At 74.2% G+C, this 18,809-nt stretch carries 19 protein-coding genes and 1 riboswitch; of the genes, 13 read left to right on the top strand and 6 right to left on the bottom strand.

The window, feature by feature from the left end:
* Positions 1-14: 14 nt before the first annotated feature.
* Together ATL31_RS00950 and ATL31_RS00945 are read left to right on the top strand one after the other, a co-directional pair.
* On the top strand, positions 15-878 hold the full coding sequence (locus ATL31_RS00950; RefSeq protein WP_101394120.1) for an AbiV family abortive infection protein: 864 nt from the start codon (positions 15-17) through the stop codon (positions 876-878).
* A gap of 105 nt (positions 879-983) precedes the next feature.
* Positions 984-1,241, top strand: coding sequence for a hypothetical protein (locus ATL31_RS00945; protein ID WP_101394119.1), 258 nt, complete (start codon positions 984-986; stop codon positions 1,239-1,241).
* 102 nt (positions 1,242-1,343) lie between these two features.
* Here ATL31_RS00945 and ATL31_RS00940 read toward each other — a convergent pair whose 3' ends face one another.
* Positions 1,344-2,519 carry a tyrosine-type recombinase/integrase gene (locus tag ATL31_RS00940; RefSeq protein ID WP_211283940.1) on the bottom strand — a complete coding sequence of 392 codons (1,176 nt, stop codon included), beginning with the start codon at positions 2,517-2,519 and terminating at the stop codon, positions 1,344-1,346.
* A complete protein-coding gene (locus tag ATL31_RS00935; RefSeq protein WP_101394118.1) occupies positions 2,516-2,935 on the bottom strand; it encodes a DUF6907 domain-containing protein in 420 nt (139 codons plus the stop codon). The genes ATL31_RS00940 and ATL31_RS00935 overlap by 4 nt, the downstream gene beginning before the upstream one ends.
* 536 nt (positions 2,936-3,471) lie before the next feature.
* Here ATL31_RS00935 and ATL31_RS00930 point away from each other — a divergent pair.
* Both ATL31_RS00930 and ATL31_RS00925 read left to right on the top strand, forming a co-directional pair.
* Positions 3,472-5,694 carry a glycosyltransferase gene (locus tag ATL31_RS00930; RefSeq protein ID WP_101394117.1) on the top strand — a complete coding sequence of 741 codons (2,223 nt, stop codon included), beginning with the start codon at positions 3,472-3,474 and terminating at the stop codon, positions 5,692-5,694.
* Positions 5,691-7,007 carry a glycosyltransferase gene (locus ATL31_RS00925; RefSeq protein WP_101394116.1) on the top strand — a complete coding sequence of 439 codons (1,317 nt, stop codon included), beginning with the start codon at positions 5,691-5,693 and terminating at the stop codon, positions 7,005-7,007. The genes ATL31_RS00930 and ATL31_RS00925 overlap by 4 nt, the downstream gene beginning before the upstream one ends.
* On the opposite strand, the gene xdhC is transcribed toward ATL31_RS00925, so the two are convergent.
* The 4 genes from xdhC to ATL31_RS00905 form a co-directional block, all read right to left on the bottom strand.
* Positions 6,976-7,809, bottom strand: coding sequence for a xanthine dehydrogenase accessory protein XdhC (gene xdhC, locus ATL31_RS00920; protein WP_101394115.1), 834 nt, complete (start codon positions 7,807-7,809; stop codon positions 6,976-6,978). The genes ATL31_RS00925 and xdhC overlap by 32 nt on opposite strands.
* 1 nt (position 7,810) lies before the next feature.
* Positions 7,811-10,285: a xanthine dehydrogenase molybdopterin binding subunit gene (gene xdhB / locus ATL31_RS00915; RefSeq protein ID WP_101394114.1), complete on the bottom strand. Its 2,475-nt coding sequence runs from the start codon at positions 10,283-10,285 to the stop codon at positions 7,811-7,813.
* Positions 10,282-11,772: a xanthine dehydrogenase small subunit gene (locus ATL31_RS00910; protein WP_101394113.1), complete on the bottom strand. Its 1,491-nt coding sequence runs from the start codon at positions 11,770-11,772 to the stop codon at positions 10,282-10,284. Before ATL31_RS00910 ends, xdhB begins: the two co-directional genes overlap by 4 nt.
* 98 nt (positions 11,773-11,870) lie before the next feature.
* Positions 11,871-13,019: a MalY/PatB family protein gene (locus tag ATL31_RS00905; RefSeq protein ID WP_245861813.1), complete on the bottom strand. Its 1,149-nt coding sequence runs from the start codon at positions 13,017-13,019 to the stop codon at positions 11,871-11,873.
* Positions 13,020-13,088: 69 nt separating this feature from the next.
* Between ATL31_RS00905 and clsA the strand changes: the two genes are divergently transcribed.
* From clsA to ATL31_RS00860, 9 genes are all read left to right on the top strand, one after another.
* Positions 13,089-13,682, top strand: coding sequence for a cardiolipin synthase ClsA (gene clsA / locus ATL31_RS00900; RefSeq protein WP_245861812.1), 594 nt, complete (start codon positions 13,089-13,091; stop codon positions 13,680-13,682).
* Positions 13,679-14,608 (top strand): DUF881 domain-containing protein, encoded by a 930-nt coding sequence (locus tag ATL31_RS00895; RefSeq protein ID WP_101394112.1) that lies wholly within the window; start codon positions 13,679-13,681, stop codon positions 14,606-14,608. The genes clsA and ATL31_RS00895 overlap by 4 nt, the downstream gene beginning before the upstream one ends.
* A complete protein-coding gene (locus tag ATL31_RS00890; protein ID WP_055812796.1) occupies positions 14,605-14,937 on the top strand; it encodes a small basic family protein in 333 nt (110 codons plus the stop codon). The genes ATL31_RS00895 and ATL31_RS00890 overlap by 4 nt, the downstream gene beginning before the upstream one ends.
* Positions 14,934-15,707 carry a DUF881 domain-containing protein gene (locus tag ATL31_RS00885; protein WP_101394111.1) on the top strand — a complete coding sequence of 258 codons (774 nt, stop codon included), beginning with the start codon at positions 14,934-14,936 and terminating at the stop codon, positions 15,705-15,707. Before ATL31_RS00890 ends, ATL31_RS00885 begins: the two co-directional genes overlap by 4 nt.
* 31 nt (positions 15,708-15,738) lie before the next feature.
* Positions 15,739-16,125 (top strand): glycine cleavage system protein GcvH, encoded by a 387-nt coding sequence (gene gcvH, locus ATL31_RS00880; RefSeq protein WP_101394110.1) that lies wholly within the window; start codon positions 15,739-15,741, stop codon positions 16,123-16,125.
* 102 nt (positions 16,126-16,227) lie between these two features.
* A complete protein-coding gene (locus tag ATL31_RS00875; RefSeq protein WP_101394109.1) occupies positions 16,228-16,686 on the top strand; it encodes an FHA domain-containing protein in 459 nt (152 codons plus the stop codon).
* 9 nt (positions 16,687-16,695) lie between these two features.
* The gene (ftsR, locus tag ATL31_RS00870) at positions 16,696-17,397 is read left to right on the top strand and encodes a transcriptional regulator FtsR (protein ID WP_101394108.1); all 702 of its coding nucleotides are present in this window, start codon (positions 16,696-16,698) and stop codon (positions 17,395-17,397) included.
* A 22-nt stretch (positions 17,398-17,419) separates the two neighbouring features.
* Positions 17,420-17,911 (top strand): bifunctional nuclease family protein, encoded by a 492-nt coding sequence (locus ATL31_RS00865; protein WP_101394107.1) that lies wholly within the window; start codon positions 17,420-17,422, stop codon positions 17,909-17,911.
* Between the two features lie 108 nt (positions 17,912-18,019).
* Positions 18,020-18,655 (top strand): MerR family transcriptional regulator, encoded by a 636-nt coding sequence (locus ATL31_RS00860; protein WP_101394106.1) that lies wholly within the window; start codon positions 18,020-18,022, stop codon positions 18,653-18,655.
* A 59-nt stretch (positions 18,656-18,714) separates the two neighbouring features.
* A riboswitch (glycine riboswitch) is annotated at positions 18,715-18,807 on the top strand.
* The last annotated feature ends 2 nt before the right edge of the window (positions 18,808-18,809 follow it).

Below are 18,809 nucleotides of genomic sequence, written 5' to 3'. Positions count from 1 at the left end.
GTAACGTCGACGATGTGCCGATCCGAGAGCTCCCAGATCTGACACCTCAGCAGGTCATCCGCCTGCAGGATGCGCTGCTGAACAACGCGGACTCCCTCTTCAGCTCGGCGCTCGCGCTTCTCGAAGCCGGTCGTGTCGCGCTGGCGCAGTCTCTCGCGATCCTTGGCCTTGAGGAGTCGGGGAAGGCGATCGCCGTGCATCAGAGACGGGTGCAGATGTGCCGCATAGAGGACGGTGCCACGTTCCGTTGCGAGTGGCTGGATGAGGTGTGGTCGAGCCACCAGCGCAAGCTCGAGATCGTGCACCAGTTCCTGGAGTACGAGGACTACTGGTTCGGGACCGGCCCACCGGAACCCGGCGAGAACGCAGCCGTCCTAGGCACTCTCCGCCGGTGGACCAGGAAGCACGACGACTTGAAGAAGGCCGGCCTGTACGTCGAGCTCTCAAGGACTGGCGAGGCTCTCGCGCCGGCGCGCTTCACGGAGTCCGAGCGCCTCCTTGAGGTGCTGAACCGAGTGCACCAGATCGGGTGGCAACTTCGGCTCGGAGAGCACATCGAAGGTCAGGAGCAAGACCGGCGCGCGGAGGGCATTCCTGCGAGCACACCAGAGGACGTGGACGAGTGGTTCCCCTCCGACGGGACTGCCGGGCGTGAGGAGATCCGCGCGTTCTCCCTCCAAGGCGTTCCCGGTGAGGTGCTGCCGAACACCGCGTACAGATTCAACCCGCCTGGCGGTGATCGGAAGCCCTTCGACACCTTCGGAAAGCCCGGCTACGAGGCGCAGACTCGCGAACTGATTGCCCTGATGAACGACCGTCAGGAACCGTCGGAACCCAACGATGTGCAGGGCCACTCTCCGACCCCGGAGGAGCCCTGAGGGTCGTCACGGCCCTGCTCGATCACCGTGAGCGGTAACGGCGTCAACATCGACGCGGCGCTCCTGCTTCTATGCTGAGGATCAGGCGCGCCGTACCCTCGCCCAATGACAGATCCACGCCTCGACAACGTCCGGGACGCGATCCGCGTGATGACCGCGTGGGCCGACGCGCCAGACGGCTCCCGGTTCATGTCTGAGCAGGTGATGTCGATCCTCCAAGAGAGTGACGACGAGAGCTTCGCCCTGTTGAATCTCTCCCTGGGCCTCAGCAACCTGTGCGGGTACCTCCTCGTCATGCGTGAGGCTGACACCGGCGCCACGCTCGAGGAGACGCTCCAAGAGATCGCTCGACGCATCGCCTGAGGGCAGCTCCCTCAGCCACGGCGGCCCAGGAAGGCACGTGGCCCGCGCAGCCCGCGAACGTGTGCAACGTCGATGTGACCGCGCTTTTCCTCCGCTGCGCGCTCAGATGCCCACCCCGGCCACCGCGGCCTCGAGCGCCCCGTCAGGGACCGCGGCGTAGATGGCCGTGGTCTCGGGCTTCTGGTGCCCCAGGAGCTCCTGCACGGCCCGCAGGTCGCGCCCGGTCAGGTAGGCCTTCGTGGCGAACCGGTGCCGCAGGGTGTGGGTGGTCCACCCGGCCGGCAGGGCGGCCGCGATGAGCTTGCCCAGGTGGTGCGCGGTCAGGTGCTCGTCCGGGATGTCGGACGGAAACAGCCAGCCGCCGGGCGCCGTCGGCCTGCACCCCCACCCGGTGCCGCTGGTGCCCTCACGGCGCCGGTGCAGCTCGGCACGCAGCGCGGTCCGGAGCTCGGGATGGAGGGGCACGAGCCGCTCGTGGCCGCCCTTGCCGTGCACGTGCAGGACCTGGTCCTCGATGTCCCGGGTGTGCACGGCGGCGATCTCCGCCCGCCTCAGGCCCGCGTACACCGCGAGGTACAGCGCCAGGCGGAGACGGTCGTCAGCGACCTCGAGCGCCGCGCGCACGGCGTCGTCCGGCGTCGGCCGCGGCAGGGCCCTCGGGATCAGCACCGCGGGCAGCATCCGGGCCGGTGACCGCTCGACGCGCCCGGTGTTCTCGGCCCAGGTGTAGAACAGCTGCACGGTGGAGCGGCCGAGGCGCTTGGTCTGCGGGGCCCAGTCCCCGCGGGAGAGCCACAGCCCCAGGTCGTCGGGGGTGACCTTCCACGGGTCGGCGAACGTCTCCGACAGGCGGATCAGCCACCACCGGCGCTGCTCGATGGTGGAGGCCTTGCGGGCGCCGGCCTCCATCCACGTCAGGAACGCCGTCACGGGCTCGGCCCACCGCTCGGCCACCTGGACGCGCGAAGGGCCGCGCCGGCGCGAGGGCACCGCCTCCAGGCCCGCCAGGGGCGACCGGGCGAGCTCGCCCATGTCGAGGCCGTGGCGGTAGAACGCCCGCAGTGACACCAGCACCTTGCGCCGCGTGTGCATCGACCAGTTGTGCCCGTCGACCCAGTCGCGCAGCTGGCCCGGGGTGACCTCCCAGGGGTCGCCGCCGAGGTCGTCCGCGAGCCATGTCACGTGCTTGGCGTAGCCCTCGATTGTGGCCGCGGCTCGGCCGCTGTCCTCGAGCATCATCCGCCAGCCGGCGGCCGCCGCGGACCAGGCCGGGTTCACGACTGACCCGTGATCTTGTCGAGCTCGGCTGCCGCACGGACGGCTGCGGAGAGCAGCTCACGAGCGATGGTCTCGGCCGAGGCCGCGGTTAGCTCAGCGGCCTGACCAGGCCACTGCACGGCCACGGTCGGCGGAGTCAGCGAGGACTCCACCGTGGGGTCGTCCTCGATGCCGGCTTGGACGTACCGGTCGGGGTCGGTCAGGTCCAGCCCGTTGCCGGTCGGCGCGGTCTCGCTCGCCATGATGTCGACGTCGATCGTCTCTCGGCCGACCTGGACCTTGGCCACCGGCCGGACGTGGTACCTCTGAGCGAGGTCGCCACCGGGTGAGTCGAAGAGGGACTCCCAGCCGTGACCGGCGGGCAGGGTGCACCAAAGGGGGCAGGGGCGGTTGGTGTTGGGCAGGATGTTGTTCACGGTCGTTCTCCTCTATCTCAGGTGATCGGTCGAGGCCCTGGCTCGGTGTTCCAGCACCGGGCTGGGGCCGCTCTTCTTGTGTAGCGCTGCCTGGTGACAGCGGGGTCTGTGAGCGTGCAGTGTGTGCACGCACTGCACGGGATGGCGGGGGATGGGATGTGATCTGGCCACGTTCACGGCCGTTGTGCCGTGCTCACTGAGCAGCGGTAGAGAGTGGCAGGGACCACGCATGACGGATGGATCATCACTGGGGGTCAAGGGGTCGCAGGTTCAAATCCTGTCAGCCCGACCATCTCGAGGGGCCGCTGGATCGACGGAGTCGATCCAGCGGCCCTTCGTCCTGTGTCGGGCCTGACGAGATGCCGGGAGCGGGCTGCGGCCTGCGACGAAGGTGCAGGCAGGACCCGCGGCGTTTTGTCAGCCCGACGGCGTGAAGGGGCAGGGCCGTGCGGAACCTCTGACAAAGGTTCGACAGAATGGTCGAGATGGCCCGCTCGGGCCGTGCTCCGGGGCGGCGGCTCGCCTAGGGTCGAGACATGCACGTCGGAGCCGCTCTGTCGGCGGTGAGGTCGTCCGGGAGCATCCTCGAGGGGCTGCGCGCGGGCCAGCGTCTCGAGGAGCTCGCCCGCCGGGGGGACGCGGCCGCCGTCGACCTCCTGGTGGCCGCCACCTCCGACCCCGACGCGATCACGGCCGTCGCCGCGGTGCGCGCCCTGGGCGCGCAGGGCAGCGCAGCCGCAGCCTCCCGCCTGGTCGCACTGCTGGACGACCCCCGAGCCGACGTGGCCGAGCACGCCGTCGAGGCCCTCGCCGGCGTGGCCCCCCCGCGCGACGCTGTGGCGCCACTGGTGCAGCGCTGTGCCGCAGGGGGGTTCACCGGGATGCTCGCGCAGCGCACCCTCGAGACCTGGGCGGCCGCCACCCCGTCGACCGTCCTGGACGGGCTCGTCGCCGAGCTGGCCGCGGAGCACGACCCCGGAGCGCGCGCCCGCCTCATCGAGACGGTGGGCCTGCTCCCGAAATCGGGCGGCCTTCCCATCCTGACCCGAGCGAGCCTGGACGACGCCGAGACGCCGGCCGTCCGCGCCGCGGCCCTGTCCGCCCTCGGCGACCTCCTCGCCGACCGGAGCGGTCACGGCACGACCGAGGCGCCGGCGGTGCGCGCTGCCCGTGCCGCCCTGGCCGCCGTAGCGGCCACGAGCGGCCCCCTGGCCAGGGTCGCGGACCGGGCCCGGGCCGACGCCCAGCCACCCGCCGACCGGCGACCCCGGGCCACCGGACGTTCCGACGGCCTCACCGTGGTGCAGCTCTTCCTCCACGGTGCCGTCGACGGCAGCCTGCGGCACTCCGGCCGGGGGGACACCGGCGGCATCGCCACGCTGCTCGTGCAGCTCGGCGACGCCCTGCTGCGGCAGGAGTCGCGGGTGGGCCGGGTCATCACCGTCTCGGGGGGCTGGGGCGACCTCTCCACGCCGGCGGCGCCCGACCCGACCGAGCCCGACGGGCACCCGGACGACCTCCGTGGGCCGGGCCACCACTACGTGCAGGTGCCCTTCCGTGAGGCGTCCACCGGCCTGGCGGCGGCCTGGTCCCGGTGGGTCGAGGCGCGCCGCGGCCTCCGCCGCATCCTGCGCGCGGCGGGCTCGGTCGACGTCGTGCACCTGCGGATGGCCGACGTCGGCTCGATGGTCGCTGCGGAGGTCGCCACCGAGCTCGGCATCCCCGTCGTCCTCACCATGGCACCCGACCCGCAGGCGCTCGTCGCGGCCCGGGAGGCGGACGGCTCGCTGACCCGGGCCGGGTTCGGCGCGGCCGACGTCGTGGAGCACCTGTGGTTCCGCGACCGGCTGGTGCGCCGCCTCGCGGAGCAGGCCGAGCACCTGGTGCTCTTCCCCCGGCCGGACCTCGAGGGCAGCATCGCGCGCCTCGTCGGCGTCGACCTGTCGGCCCACCCGGAGCGCGTCCTGGTCGTGGGGGAGGGGATCGACGTCGGGGCCCTCGACCAGGTCGCGCGCGAGGTGTGGGGTGACGCACCGCGCAGCCCGGCCACGGGCGCCGCGCTCGGTGAGCTCGACGCGCTGCTCGACCGGCTCCCCCCGGAGCGCCGGTCGCTGCCGCTGGCGGTGTCGGTGGGCCGGCTGGCCCCCGTCAAGGGGATGGCGACCCTGGTCGGCTCCTGGCTGGCCGACCCGGCGCTGCGTGACCGCTGCAACCTGCTGCTCATCGGCGGCGAGCTCGACGACCCCAGCCGTGAGGAGCGCGCCGAGCTCGACCGCATCCACGACCTGCTGGCCTCCGACACGTCCGCCGGAGCCGGCGTGCTCCTCGCCGGCCACCGCCCCAACGCCACGGCGACGGCCTGGCTCGCCGCCGCGCAGCGCGGTACCCCAGCCGCGGCCGGGCCCGGCGGTGTCTACGTGTGCGCAAGCCTCAAGGAGGAGTTCGGCATCGCGATCCTGGAGGCGATGACCGTGGGCCTCGTCGTCGTCACCCCGGACGGGGGCGGTCCCGCGACCTACGTCGACGACGGCGTCACCGGGGTCCGCACCGACACCACCCGACAGGACGCGCTGTCCGGGGCCGTGCGGCGGGCCCTCGACCTCGCCGCGGCCCCCGGCGCCGGGCTGCGCCGTCGCCGCTCGCGGGCCGTCGTGCGCGAGCGTTTCGGCATCCACACGATGGCCGCCGCGGTGGCCGAGGTCTACACGGAGGTGGCGTCGGCGCACCGGGGGCCCGGCCGGATGGTCGCCACGCCGTGACCCTCCTCGTCATCAGCCCCGACTACGCCTCGCACCTGTACCCGCTCGCCACGCTGGCCACGGCCTGGCGCGACGTGGGGGAGCGCGTCGTCGTCGCCACGGGGACCGCCACCGAGGGGGTGGTGCAGGCGTTCGGCTACGAGCGCGTGCAGCTCCAGCTCGGTCGCGGCTCCAACCCCGGCGTCATCCGCGCCGAGGAGCAGCCGCCCGGCGAGGACGACACCCTGCGGGGGTTCTTCGACGCCACGCGGCAGGGTGCGGTGGCCGCCCTGGCCTTCCAGGCCCGCGCCCGTGGGGACGACCTGCTGTGGAACGCGGTCGGTGTCGCCCGGCGGGTGCACGAGATCGTCGGCGCGGTGCGCCCCGACGCGGTCCTCGTCGACCACCTGGCGTTCGGCGCGCGGCTCGGGCTCGTCAGCGGAGGGGTCCCGCACGCGGACGTCGTCCTCGGGCATCCCTCGGCCCTGACGGTGGGGGACGAGGTCTACGGCTACCCGCCCGCCTGGCCGTCGTGCCTCGCCCCGGACCGCGGCGCCCTCGCGGCGCTGCACGGGCTCTGCGTCGAGGTCCGCGACCGGTTCACCGCGCAGTGGAACGCCGCCCTCGCCGAGCTCGACCCGAGTGCGCCCCCGAGCACCGACGCGTTCGCCGAGACCGGCGACCTGCTGCTGCTCAACTACCCGGGCGCGCTCCACGAGCCGGAGCGCACCGCGCTGCTGCCGGAGCACACGTTCCTGGGGTCGGCCCCGCGGGAGGAGGCGCCGGACGCGGAGGTCGAGGCGTGGCTGGGCCGCGACGAGCGGCCGGTGGTCTACGTCAGCCTCGGCAGCTTCCTCTCGGCCCGGGCCGACGTGCTCGCGGTCGTCGCCGCCGCGCTGCGGCCCCTCGACGTGCGGGTGGCGCTGGCGACCGGCTCGGCGCCACGCACCGCTCTGGGCGAGCTGCCGGCCGGCTGGCTGGTGCGCGAGTTCCTCCCGCAGGTGCGCCTGCTACGCGACAGCGCGGTCGCGGTGACGCACGGCGGCAACAACAGCGTCACCGAGGCGCTCACGGCGGGCGTCCCGCTGCTCGTGCTCCCGCTCTCGACCGACCAGTTCGCCGGGGCGGCCGCGGTCGAGCGCAGCGGGGTGGGGACCTGTCTCGACCCCAACGCGACGACCGCGGAGCAGGTCCGCGCCGCCGTCGAGTCCCTCCTTCGCGCAGGGGGTGCGGCGTCGGCCGCCGCCGCCCTGGGCGGCTCCCTGCGCGAGGTGCCGGGTCCCCACCGGGCCCGCGCCGCGCTCAACGACCGGTGGGCGCCTCCGCGGGGCTGACCGCCCCGGCGACGGACAGCACCCGCAGCAGGTCGGCCGCGACGGCCACGGCGATGGTCGCCGGCTCCTTGCCCGCGAGGTCGGGCAGGCCGATCGGCGTCCGGATCCTGGCCACGGCCTCGGGTCGGTGCCCGTCGGCGAGCAGCCCACGCTCGAAGCGGCTCCACTTGGCCGACGACCCGATGAGGCCGATCGTCGCGAGGTGCGAGCAGCGCAGCGCGGCGTCGCACAGGGCGTGGTCCTCGGCGTGGTCGTGGGTCATGACGAGCACGTGGGTCCCCGCCGGCAGCTGGTCGAGCACCATCTCCGGCAGCGGTGAGTGGTGCACGTGCACGCGCGCGACGGCGTCGGTGAGCCACGGCATCCGCCCCGGAGCGAGCTGCTCCTCGCGGGAGTCGACCAGGTGCAGGTCGAGGTCGTGGCGGCTCAGGATGCGGGCGAGCTCCTGCCCGACGTGCCCGGCACCGAACACGGCGACGCTCGGCACGACGGTCAAGGGCTCGAGGAGGATGCCGACCTCGCCGCCGCAGCACTGCCGCCCGTGCTCGGTGCGTGCCTTGTCGCTCAGGGTGACGGCGAGCTGTTGCGGTGCCGTGGCGCCCTGGTCGAGGAGACGCCGCGCCGTCTCGATCGCCGTCTGCTCGAGGTTGCCGCCCCCGATGGTGCCCCACGTGGCCTCGGCCGACACGACCATCTTCGCGCCGGCGTCGCGGGGGGCGTGGCCGCGCACCGAGACGAGGGTGACCAGCACGCCCGGCGCCCGCCGGTCACGGAGCTCCTGGGTAGCGGTGAGCCAGTGCACCTCAGGCCCCCGGTCCGGGCCTGGGGACGAGCTCCTCGGAGGCCGGCTCGATCGGCGGCGCGGCGGGGCCCGGCTGGTCGGGCACGACCCCGGGCGCACCCTCGACGACCGCCTCGAGGCCCGGAGGGACGCTCCCGCCGCGCGCCTGCTCGACCGCCCAGTAGACCGCCTCAGGGGTGGCGGGGCAGGCCAGGTCGACCGCCACGCCCTCCGGCCCGAACGCGGCAGCGGCCTGCCGCAGGGCCTCGCGGACCGAGAACGCGAGCATGAGCGGTGGCTCGCCGACCGCCTTCGACCCGTAGACCGCGCCGTCCTCGTGGGCCCGCTGGAGCAGGGCCACCCGGAAGTCGTCCGGGAGCTCGGAGAGGCTGGGCAGCTTGTAGGTGCTGGCGGACCCCGTCGTCAGACGCCCCCGCTGCGGCCCGTCGGTCTCGTCCCACCGCAGGTCCTCCAGGGTGAGCCAGCCGGCGCCCTGCACGAACGCTCCTTCCACCTGGCCGATGTCGACCAGCGGCGAGAGCGAGTCGCCGACGTCGTGGACGATGTCGACGCGCAGCACCCGGTGGGCCCCGGTGAAGCCGTCGACCTCGACCTCGGCGGCGGCCGCGCCGTAGGAGAAGTACTTGAACGGCGAGCCCTGCATCGTGCTCGAGTCCCAGTGCAGGCCCTCCGTGCGGTGGAACCCGGCGGCGAACAGCTGCACCCGCTGCACGTAGGCGGCGGAGACGAGCTCCGCCCAGGTCAGCGAGGCGTCCTCGGCGCCATCGTCGGCACCACCATCGGCACGGACCCGGCCGTCGTGCACCACGACGTCCCCGGCGGCGCAGCCGAGCAGGCCCGCGGCGACCGGCCGCAGCCGGTCGAGGATCTGGGTGCACGCGTTCAGGACGGCGCCCCCGTTGAGGTCGGCGCCCGAGCTGGCCGCCGTCGCCGAGGTGTTGGGCACCTTGTCGGTGCGGGTCGGTGCGAGCCGCACGACGTCGAGCGGCACCCCGAGGGCCGTGGCGGCCACCTGGAGCATCTTGGTGTGCAGCCCCTGGCCCATCTCTGTGCCCCCGTGGTTGACCAGGACCGAGCCGTCCTTGTAGACGTGCACCAGGGCACCGCCCTGGTTGAACGCGGTGAAGTTGAAGGCGATGCCGAACTTCACGGGGGTCGTCGCGATGGCGCGCTTGGTGTGCTCGTGGGTCGCGTTGAACTGCGCGACCTCCTCGAGCCGGCGGGCGACCTCGCCGGTCTCGAGCACCTGCTCCCAGCACGTCACCGCCCGGTCCGGGTGGCGCACGACCTGCCCGTAGGGGGTGGACTGGCCTTCGCGGTAGAAGTTGCGGCGGCGCAGCTCGGCGGGGTCGAGCCCCAGGCGCGGCGCGCAGCGACCGAGGACGTCCTCGATGACGAGCATCCCCTGGGGGCCGCCGAACCCGCGGAAGGCGGTCTGCGAGGTCTTGTGGGTGCGCGCGACCCGCCCGTTCACCCGCACGGCCGGGATCCAGTAGGCGTTGTCGACGTGGCACAGGGCGCGGGTCATCACCGGCTCGGACAGGTCCAGGCTCCAGCCGCCGTCGGAGGTGAGCGTCGCGTCGAGCGCCAGCAGGTGGCCGTCGCCGTCGAACGCCACCCGCCAGCGGGTGTGGAAGGCGTGCCGCTTGCCGGTCATCGACATGTCCTGGGCCCGGCTCAGCCGCAGCCGCACCGGGCGCCCGGTGAGGGTCGCCCCCAGGGCGGCCACGGCCGCCAGCCCGTGCGGCTGCATCTCCTTGCCGCCGAACCCGCCGCCCATCCGCAGGCACTGCACGGTGACCGCGTGACTGGGCACGCCGAGGACGTGGGCCACGATCTCCTGGGTCTCGCTCGGGTGCTGGGTGCTGCTCTGCACCACGACCTGCCCGTTCTCGTCGACGTGGGCGAGCGCGCAGTGCGTCTCGAGGTAGAAGTGCTCCTGCCCGGCGGACTCCGTGACACCGCTGTAGACGTGCGCGGCGCCGGCGAAGGCCGACTCGACGTCGCCCCGCTCGAGCCGCGGCATCCCGCCCTGGTAGCTCTGCGCCTCGATCGCCTCGCGCACCGTCACCACGGCCGGGAGCGGCTCGTAGGCGACCTCGACGGCCAGCGCCCCGAGCCGGGCCGCCTCGAGCGTCTCGCCGAGCACCCAGCAGACCGCCTGGCCGTGGAACATCACCTCGGCGGGGAACAGCGGCTCGTCGCCCTTGACCCCGGCGTCGCCGACCCCCGGGACGTCGCCGCCGGTCAGCACCCGCACCACGCCGGGCACCGCGAGCGCCGGCGTGACGTCGAGGTGGCGCACCAGGGCGTGGGCGTGCGGGGCCTGCACGGGATGGGCGTGCAGCGCCCCGGGCATCCGGGCCACGAGGTCGTCGGTGTAGAGGGCCGTGCCGGTGACGTGCAGGGCCGCGGACTCGTGGGGGAGGGGCCGCCCGACCACGCGGTCGTCGGAGGGGGTGGGGACGCCGCTCATGCGTGCACCGTCTCCGCCGTCTCGCCCTCGGCCCACAGGCGCACGAGGGACGCGGCGAGCATCGCCCGGCGGTACGCGGCACTGGCCCGGTGGTCGTCGATGGGGGTCCCCTCCTCGCGCAGCACCGCGGCCGCCGCCCGGACGGTCCGCTCGGTCCACGGCCGCCCCTGCAGCGCCGCCTCGGTCGCGGTCGCCCGCAGGGGGGTCGCCGCGACGCCTCCCACCCCGATCCGGGCGCGCGCGACGACACCGTCCTCGACGTGCAGGGAGATGCCGACCGCAACGCTCGAGATGTCGTCGAAGCGCCGCTTGGCGACCTTGTGGAACGCGCTGACCCGACCGAGCGGCAGGGGGACCCGCAGCGAGCGGATGAGCTCGTCGGGCCGCCGCACGCTGCGCCGGTACCCGGTGAAGTACGCGTCCAGTGGCACCACGCGGGAGCCGGCCGGGCCTTCGAGGACGACGGAGGCCTCGAGAGCGAGCAGGGCGGGAGCCAGGTCGCCGATGGGTGACCCGGTGGCCAGGTTGCCGCCCACGGTGGCCGTGTTGCGGACCAGGGGGGAGGCGAACTGCGGGAAGACCGCCGAGAGCAGTGGGACGCTGCCCGCGAGGCCCCGCTCGAGTTCGGCGAGGGTGAGGGCGGCACCGATCTCGAGGTGGTCAGGGGTGCGCTCCAGCGCCCGCAGCTCCGGGAGGCGGTCGATGCCGATGACGAACGGGGCACGGGAACCGCGCAGGTTGACGTCGACGCCCCAGTCGGTCGAGCCCGCGACGAGCACGGCGTCGGGGTGCTGGCCGACCAGCTGCAGCGCCTCGGCGAGGTCGGCGGGGCGGACGTAGGAACCGGCCGGGCCGTCGACCCGCGCTCGCGCCGGAGTGGAGGGGCGGTCCTCGGCCGGGGTGGCGAGCGGGTCGTCCTCGGCCGGGAACCCGAGGGCGAAGGCGGCGTCGCGGATGGGGCGGTAGCCCGTGCAGCGGCAGAGGTTGCCCGAGATCGCGACCAGGTCGAAGCCGTTCGGCCCGGGCGCCTCGTGCGCGTGCGGCCGGGCGGCGGCGTCGCCCGCGCCGGTGCCCGGGCCGGCGGCGGTGGCCCTGCGGTCGGCGCGGTAGTACTCGGCCGCCATCGAGCAGACGAACCCGGGCGTGCAGTACCCGCACTGCGAGCCCCCGCGCACCGCCATCTCGGCCTGCACGGGGTGCAGGCGGTCGGGAGCGCCCAGCCCCTCGGCGGTGACGACCTCCCGCCCGGCCAGCGAACCGGCGGGTGCCAGGCAGGCGTTGACGGCCGCCCAGTGCGTGCCGCCGACACCGTCGGGACGCGCGACCATCACGGCGCAGGCGCCGCACTCACCCTCGGCGCAGCCCTCCTTGGCCCCGGTGAGCCCGCGGGAGCGGAGCCAGTCCAGGGCGTTGGTGCACGGGTCGGTGCCCTCGAGATCGAGGACCTCGCTGTTCACGGTCACCTGGGGTGCCGTCCCCGTCTCCATCACCCTGCTCCTCGCCTTCTCCTGCGTGCTCGATCCGGGACCATGATGCGCCCTGTCGCAGGAGGGGACGCCGCGGTTGTCGAGGGTTGGCGGTGGCCTCAGAGCACCGACGCCATGCGGCGCACCGCATCCTCGAGGATGGCCGGCGACGTGGCGAGGTTGAGCCGCACGAACCCCTGCCCGCAGGTCGGGTCGTACCGAGGGCCCGAGCCGAGCGCCACCCGGCCCCGCTGCCGGAACACGGCCGCGGGGTCGTCACCCAGCCCCAGGGCGCGGCAGTCGAGCCACGCCAGGTACGTGGCGTCGGGGCGCACCCAGCCGACCTCGGGGAGGTGCTGGGCCAGCAGGCGCCCGAGCAGGTCGTGGTTCGCGACGATCTCGTCGAGCAGGCGCGCCTGCCACTCCCGGCCGTCGCGCATCGCGGCGACGTGGGCGATCTCGCCCAGGTGCGACGAGCCGTGGGTGTGCACCTCGTGCAGCCGCGCGAGGTCGGGGCGCGCCTCGGCGCCGGCCAGCACGGCCGCCGACTTCAGCCCCGCGAGGTTCCAGCCCTTGCTCGGCGAGAAGACGGCGACGGCGTCCTCGCTGCCGGGGACGGTGAGGTACGGGGTGAAGCGGGCCCCGGGATGCGTCAGCGGGGCGTGGATCTCGTCGCTGACGACGCGGACGCCGTACTCCCGCGCCAGGGCGGCGAGCGCGGCCAGCTCGGCGGCGGAGTGCGCGACCCCGGTGGGGTTCTGCGGGTTGCACAGCAGGTACACCGCCCGGGCGCCGCCGGCCGTGGCCGTGGCGAACGCCGCCCGCAGCGCCTCGGGGTCGAGGCGGCCCTGCGCGGTCAGCGGTGCGTCGACCCGCCGCCGGCCGACGGCCTCGACGAACCCGAAGAAGGAGTCGTACACCGGGGGGGACACCACGACCGGGCCGCCTTCGTCGGTCAGCACCCGCAGCATCTCGCTGACGCCGATCATCACGTCGGCCACGACCACGGCGTCGCCCGGGTCGAGCTCCCACGCCCACGCCTCGCGGGCGTAGCGGGCGAGCTCGCCGGCGTAGCGCGGGCCCCAGCCGTAGCCGGTGTCGCCGCGCGCCAGGGCGGCCGAGACGGCCTCGACCACGGCGGGGCAGGGGAGGGCGTCCATCTCGGCCACCCACAGGGGCAGCACGTCGGGCTCGTAGGCGAGCCACTTCACGCTCGTGCGGTCTCGGCGCAGGTCGGCCTCGGTCGCGCCGAGGATGGGGGTGCTCACCGTCCCACCCTAGGAGGCGCGCCCGAGCGCCGGGGCGGTCCGTACGGCCCACCCCCTACAGTGGCGGCCATGGCGGGCGAGATGTCGCAGCAGGCGGTGAGCACACGCGTCCTCACCGTCCCCAACGCCCTGTCGGCCCTGCGGCTGGTCGCCGTCCCGCTGTTCCTCTGGGCGATCCTCACCCGCCGCGACGCCCTGGCCCTGGTGCTGCTGATGGCCAGCGGCCTCACCGACTACCTCGACGGCAAGATCGCCCGGGCCTACGGGCTGGAGTCCCGGCTCGGCCAGCTGCTCGACCCCGTCGCCGACCGGCTCTACATCGCCTCCACCCTGCTGGGCCTGGCCTGGCGCGACATCCTGCCCTGGTGGGTCGTGGTCGTGCTGTTCGCCCGTGAGGCCTTCGCCGGCGCGGTCGTGCTGGTCGCCAAGCGGCACGGCTGGGTGGGCCTGCCGGTGCACTTCGCCGGCAAGGCCGCCACCTTCAACCTGCTCTACGCCTTCCCGTTCCTGCTGCTCGCGGACGGCGACGGCACCGCGGCCCGCATCGCCCAGCCCATCGGCTGGGGCTTCGCGTGGTGGGGCATCGCCCTGTACTGGCTGTCCGGCGTCATCTACGCGGTGCAGCTGCGGCGGCTGCTCGCGGCCGGACGGGTGCCCGCATGACCGATCTGCCGGACCCCGCACCCTCCCGCGCGGGGCGCCGTACCCCGGGGCGCCCGGACGCCTCCATGACGCTCATCCGGGCGATGCTCGAGCGCCCCCTCGACCCCGGCTACGCCGCGGCGGCCGACCGTCGCGAGGCCGCGGGGCTGCCGCGGGCCACGACCCTGCGCTCCCCGCTGCTGGCCGGCGCGGTGCTCGTCATCGGGCTCGTCGTGGGGGTCGCCGCCTCCAACCTGACCGCCGCGGACTCGCCGCGGGCCGCCGCCCGGGCCGACCTCATCCAGCAGATCACCGCCCGGCGCACCCAGGTCGACCGGCTCTCGGCCCAGGCCCAGACGCTCCAGGCCGACCTCACCGCGCGCGAGGCCAGCCGGCTCGGCGACCAGGGCGAGCTGGCCCGGGGCCGCAGTCTCGCCATCGCCGTCGGCGCCCTCCCGATGGAGGGCCCCGGGATGACGGTGACCCTGGACGACGCACCCGACGCCGACCAGGCCACCGGCACCGACGCGGGCGAGAAGCGGGTGTTCTCGCGCGACGTGCAGATCGTGGTGAACGCGCTGTGGCAGGCCGGGGCCGAGGCGATCAGCATCAACGGGATGCGGCTGACCTCGCTCTCGGAGATCCGGTTCGCCGGCTCGGCCATCGTCGTCGGGCACCGCGCGCTCAACCGCCCGTACGTGGTCACCGCGCTCGGGCCGCCCCGCGACCTGCCCGGCGACTTCGCCGACGGTCCCGGGGGCACCTACATCTCGACGCTGCACAGCACCTTCGGCATCCGGGCCGACACCGAGGTGTCGCAGCGGCTGACCGTCCCCGCAGCGTCCCGCCTGACGACCCGCTACGCGCAACCCATGGATACTGGGTCGCCGGGGACGCCGAGTCCCTCCGCCACGACCAGCACCGAGACGGGAGGCAGCGCGTCGTGATCCCCGCCATCGGCCTCGCCATCGGCATCGTCGTCGGGCTGCTCCTGCAGCCGGCGGTCCCCGTGTGGCTCCAGCCCTACCTGCCCATCGCGGTCATCGCCGCCCTCGACGCCGTCTTCGGCGCGGTGCGGGCCATCCTCGACGGCATCTTCAGCGACAAGGTCTTCGTCGTCTCGTTCCTCTCCAACGTCGTCGTCGCCGCGTTCATCGTCTTCCTCGGCGACAAGCTCGGCGTCGGGAGCCAGCTCTCCACCGGCGTCGTCGTCGTCCTCGGGGTGCGCATCTTCTCCAACGTCGCCTCGATCCGACGGCACCTGTTCGACGCATGACCGACCCCGACCGGCCCGTGCGCGCCCCACAGCCCCCGGAGGACGCCCGGCACGCGTGGGCGCGGCTGCGCCGGGCCGGGGCGCCGTCGATGAGCCGGTCCAACATCCTCGTGATGGTGCTGGCCATCGCCCTGGGGTTCGCGATCATCGCCCAGGTGCGCCAGACCTCCGTACAGGGCCTCGAGACCCTGCGCGAGGACGAGCTGGTGCGCCTGTTCGCCGACGTCGACCAGGACGGCGACCGCCTCTCGTCCGAGATCCGCGACCTGCAGACCTCGCTGCAGCTCCTCGACAGCCGCTCGACGGGCGAGGAGGAGGCCCAGCGCGCCGCCAAGGAGCGGGTCGACGCCCTCGGCATCCTGGCCGGCACGGCGCCCGCGGTGGGCCAGGGCATCACGCTGCGGATCGACGACCCCGAGGGCAAGGTGCCCTCGACCGTGCTGCTCGACGCCGTCCAGGAGCTGCGCGACGCGGGCGCCGAGGCCATCCAGGTCGGCGACGTGCGGGTGGTGGCCGACACCTGGTTCGCCGACGGCGGCGACGGCATCTCGGTGTCGGGGGTCGAGGTCCGCCCGCCCTACGTCCTGCGGGTCATCGGCGACTCCAACACCCTGGCCGGCGCCATGCAGATCCCCGGCGGTGTCACCGCCACCGTGCGACGGGTGGGCGGGGAGGCGACGGTCGACATCCGCACCCGTGTCGTCGTCGACGCGTTGCTGAGCGTGTCCACCCCTCAGTACGCTCGACCCGTCCCCACGACCACCCCCTGACGGCCCACCCGGGCCCGCGAACAGGAGCGACATGAGCGACCTCGAGTACCCCGCCGGCCTCCGGTACACCGCCGAGCACGAGTGGCTGCGTGCCGAGGGCGACACCGTGCGGGTGGGTATCACGGCGTTCGCGCAGGAGGCCCTCGGCGACGTGGTCTACGTCAGCCTGCCGGCCGTCGGCGACACCGTGGCCGCGGGCGACACCTGCGGGGAGGTCGAGTCCACCAAGAGCGTCAGCGACCTCTACGCGCCGGTGGGCGGCGAGGTCACGGCGGTCAACCCGGCGCTCGACGCCACCCCCGAGCTGGTCAACACCGACCCCTACGGCGACGGCTGGATGTACGAGCTGCGCCCCGCCGACGCCGCCGATGTCGACGCGCTCCTCGACGTCGACGGGTACACCTCCCAGCTCTCCTGAGCCGCACCGGGCCTCGGCCGTCGACCCGATCGTTGGGAGTTCGACGCCCTGGTGATCTAGGGTGGCACTCCGCGACGTGACGTAGGGAGGCGAACGGTCGACATGGCAGCAGACGAGCGCGAGCAGGGCGCCGCTTCGGCGGTGCCCGAGCCCACGACCATGCGGTTCCACGCGGTCGAGGGGGCCCGGGTCGAGCAGGCCACCGAGAGCGAGCACGTCCTCACCAAGGCCGACCTGGCGACGGTCGAGGCCCTCCGGGCCGGGACGGCCCTGCTGGTCGTCCTCCGCGGCCCGAACACCGGGGCCCGTTTCCTCCTGGACGACGACGAGGTCCTCTCCGGGCGCCACCCCGACAGCGACATCTTCCTCGACGACGTCACGGTCTCCCGCAAGCACGCCGTCTTCCGGCGCTCCGGCGACACCTTCGTGGTCCGCGACGTCGGGTCGCTCAACGGCACCTACGTCAACCGCGACCTGGTCGACGAGGCCGTCCTGCGCACCGGCGACGAGGTCCAGATCGGCAAGTTCCGGCTCGTCTTCTACGCCTCCGCCCAGGGCTGACCCCGCGGCGTGACCCCGGCCGGCAAGCCCCTCAGCATCGGGGCGGTCGTGCGTGCCCTCGGCGACGAGTTCCCCGACCTCACCATCTCCAAGGTCCGTTTCCTCGAGGCCGAGGGCCTCGTGACGCCGGCGCGCACCGCGGCGGGGTACCGCCAGTTCACCGGGGCCGACGTCGACCGGCTGCGATGGGTGCTGCGGGCCCAGCGGGACCGGTTCTGGCCCCTCACGACCATCCGCGAGGCCCTGGCCGCCGCCGACCGCGGGTTCGAGCCCGGCCCCGTCGGTGACGGGCCGCGCCTGCCGGCCCCGTCTCCGGACACCGACGTGCCCGACGTCGACGACCTGCTCGCGCGCGGCCGCATCCGGCTGACGCGCGCCGAGCTGGTGCGTGCCAGCGGGCTCGACGCGCCCGAGGTCGCGTCGCTGGTCGAGCACGGGCTGCTCCGGCCGGCCCCGGACGGCAGCCACGGCGAGGACGACCTGCGCGCCGCCACGGCCGCCGCGGGCCTGGCGCGCTACGGCCTGGAGGCCCGGCACCTGCGGGTCTTCCGCGCGGCGGCCGACCGCGAGTCGGGGCTGCTCGAGCAGGCCACCGCCGGGCTGCGGGCGGGCGCGGCCGAGCAGGCGCGGGCGGACGCCGCCCACCACGCGCTGGCGCTGCACGCGGCCCTCGTCCGCGGCGGCTTCGCGGGCTCCGGCGGCCCGGGCTGAACCGGCGGGGTACGGTGGCGTGGTGAAGGTCCTGGACGTCCTCGGTGTGCGGGTCGAGATGCCGACGAACCACCCGATCGTGCTGCTGCGCGAGCGCGACGGGGTGCGCTACCTCCCGATCTGGATCGGCGCGGCCGAGGCGACCGCCATCGCCTACGCCCAGCAGGGCGTGGTGCCCCCGCGGCCCCTCACCCACGACCTCCTGCGCACCGTCATCGAGGACACCGGGCACACGCTGACCCGCGTCCGCATCACCTCGCTCGAGGACGGCGTCTTCCACGCCGTGCTCGTCATCGACGGCGGCCCCGAGGCCGGCGGCACCGACGTCGACTCCCGCTCCTCCGACGCGATCGCCCTCGCCCTGCGGGCCGGCGCCGAGATCTGCGCCGACGAGGAGCTGCTGGCCGAGGCCGGGGTCGAGATGGCCGAGCCGGAGGAGGACGAGGTCGAGAAGTTCAAGGAGTTCCTCGACCAGGTCTCCGCCGACGACTTCGACCTCGAAGAGGGCTCCTGACCCCTGCGCGACACGCCGGTGAGCGTGCGGGCCCCGCGGTCGTTGACCGCCGACTCATCCACCCCTACTGTCACACCAGTCACAGAGGTATCCGAGGAAGTGACGTCGATGTCATTTCCCGGCGTACAGTCGTCGTCACAGGCGGCTCATCATTTGGAGGTAGGCGTGGGCTCCACCGGCGAGGCGCGGCACACCGGCACGGTTCCGGTGGTCGCCCAGGGGATGCTGTTCTCCGACGACCTGCCCGAGCTCGACGAGGAGGTCGGCTACCGCGGCCCCACGGCCTGCAAGGCGGCCGGCATCACCTACCGCCAGCTCGACTACTGGGCCCGCACCGGTCTCGTGGTCCCCTCGGTGCGTCCGGCCGGGGGCTCCGGCACCCAGCGCCTCTACGGCTTCCGCGACATCCTCGTGCTCAAGGTGGTCAAGCGCCTCCTCGACACCGGTGTCTCGCTCCAGCAGATCCGCGGGGCCATCGAGGTCCTGCGCCTGCGTGGCGTCGAGGACCTCGCGGGCATCACCCTGATGAGCGACGGCGCCTCGGTCTACGAGTGCACCTCGAGCGACGAGGTCATCGACCTGCTCCAGGGCGGCCAGGGCGTGTTCGGCATCGCCGTCGGCCGGGTCTGGCGCGAGGTCGAGGGCGAGCTCTCGGCCCTGCCCAGCGAGCGCGCCGAGCACGACGAGCCCGCCGCGCACCCCGGCGACGAGCTGCGCGCCCGTCGCACCGCCCGCCTCGCCTGAGCGCCGCTCCTCGCAGCGCGGCCGGCGGACGGCCCTCGGTGTAGATTGGCTCTCGCCGCTCACACCGTGCGGGAGAGTCCTCGGCCAGGCCGGGGCGCCGAAGGGGCAACACTCCCCAGAACCTCTCAGGCGCAAGGGACCGCTCGGGACAGGC

It is taken from the genome of Phycicoccus duodecadis (assembly GCF_002846495.1).
Classification (GTDB): Bacteria; Actinomycetota; Actinomycetes; order Actinomycetales; family Dermatophilaceae; genus Phycicoccus; species Phycicoccus duodecadis.
Note: the sequence above shows the minus strand (reverse complement) of the source record. Positions and strands in the feature narration are given on the sequence as shown.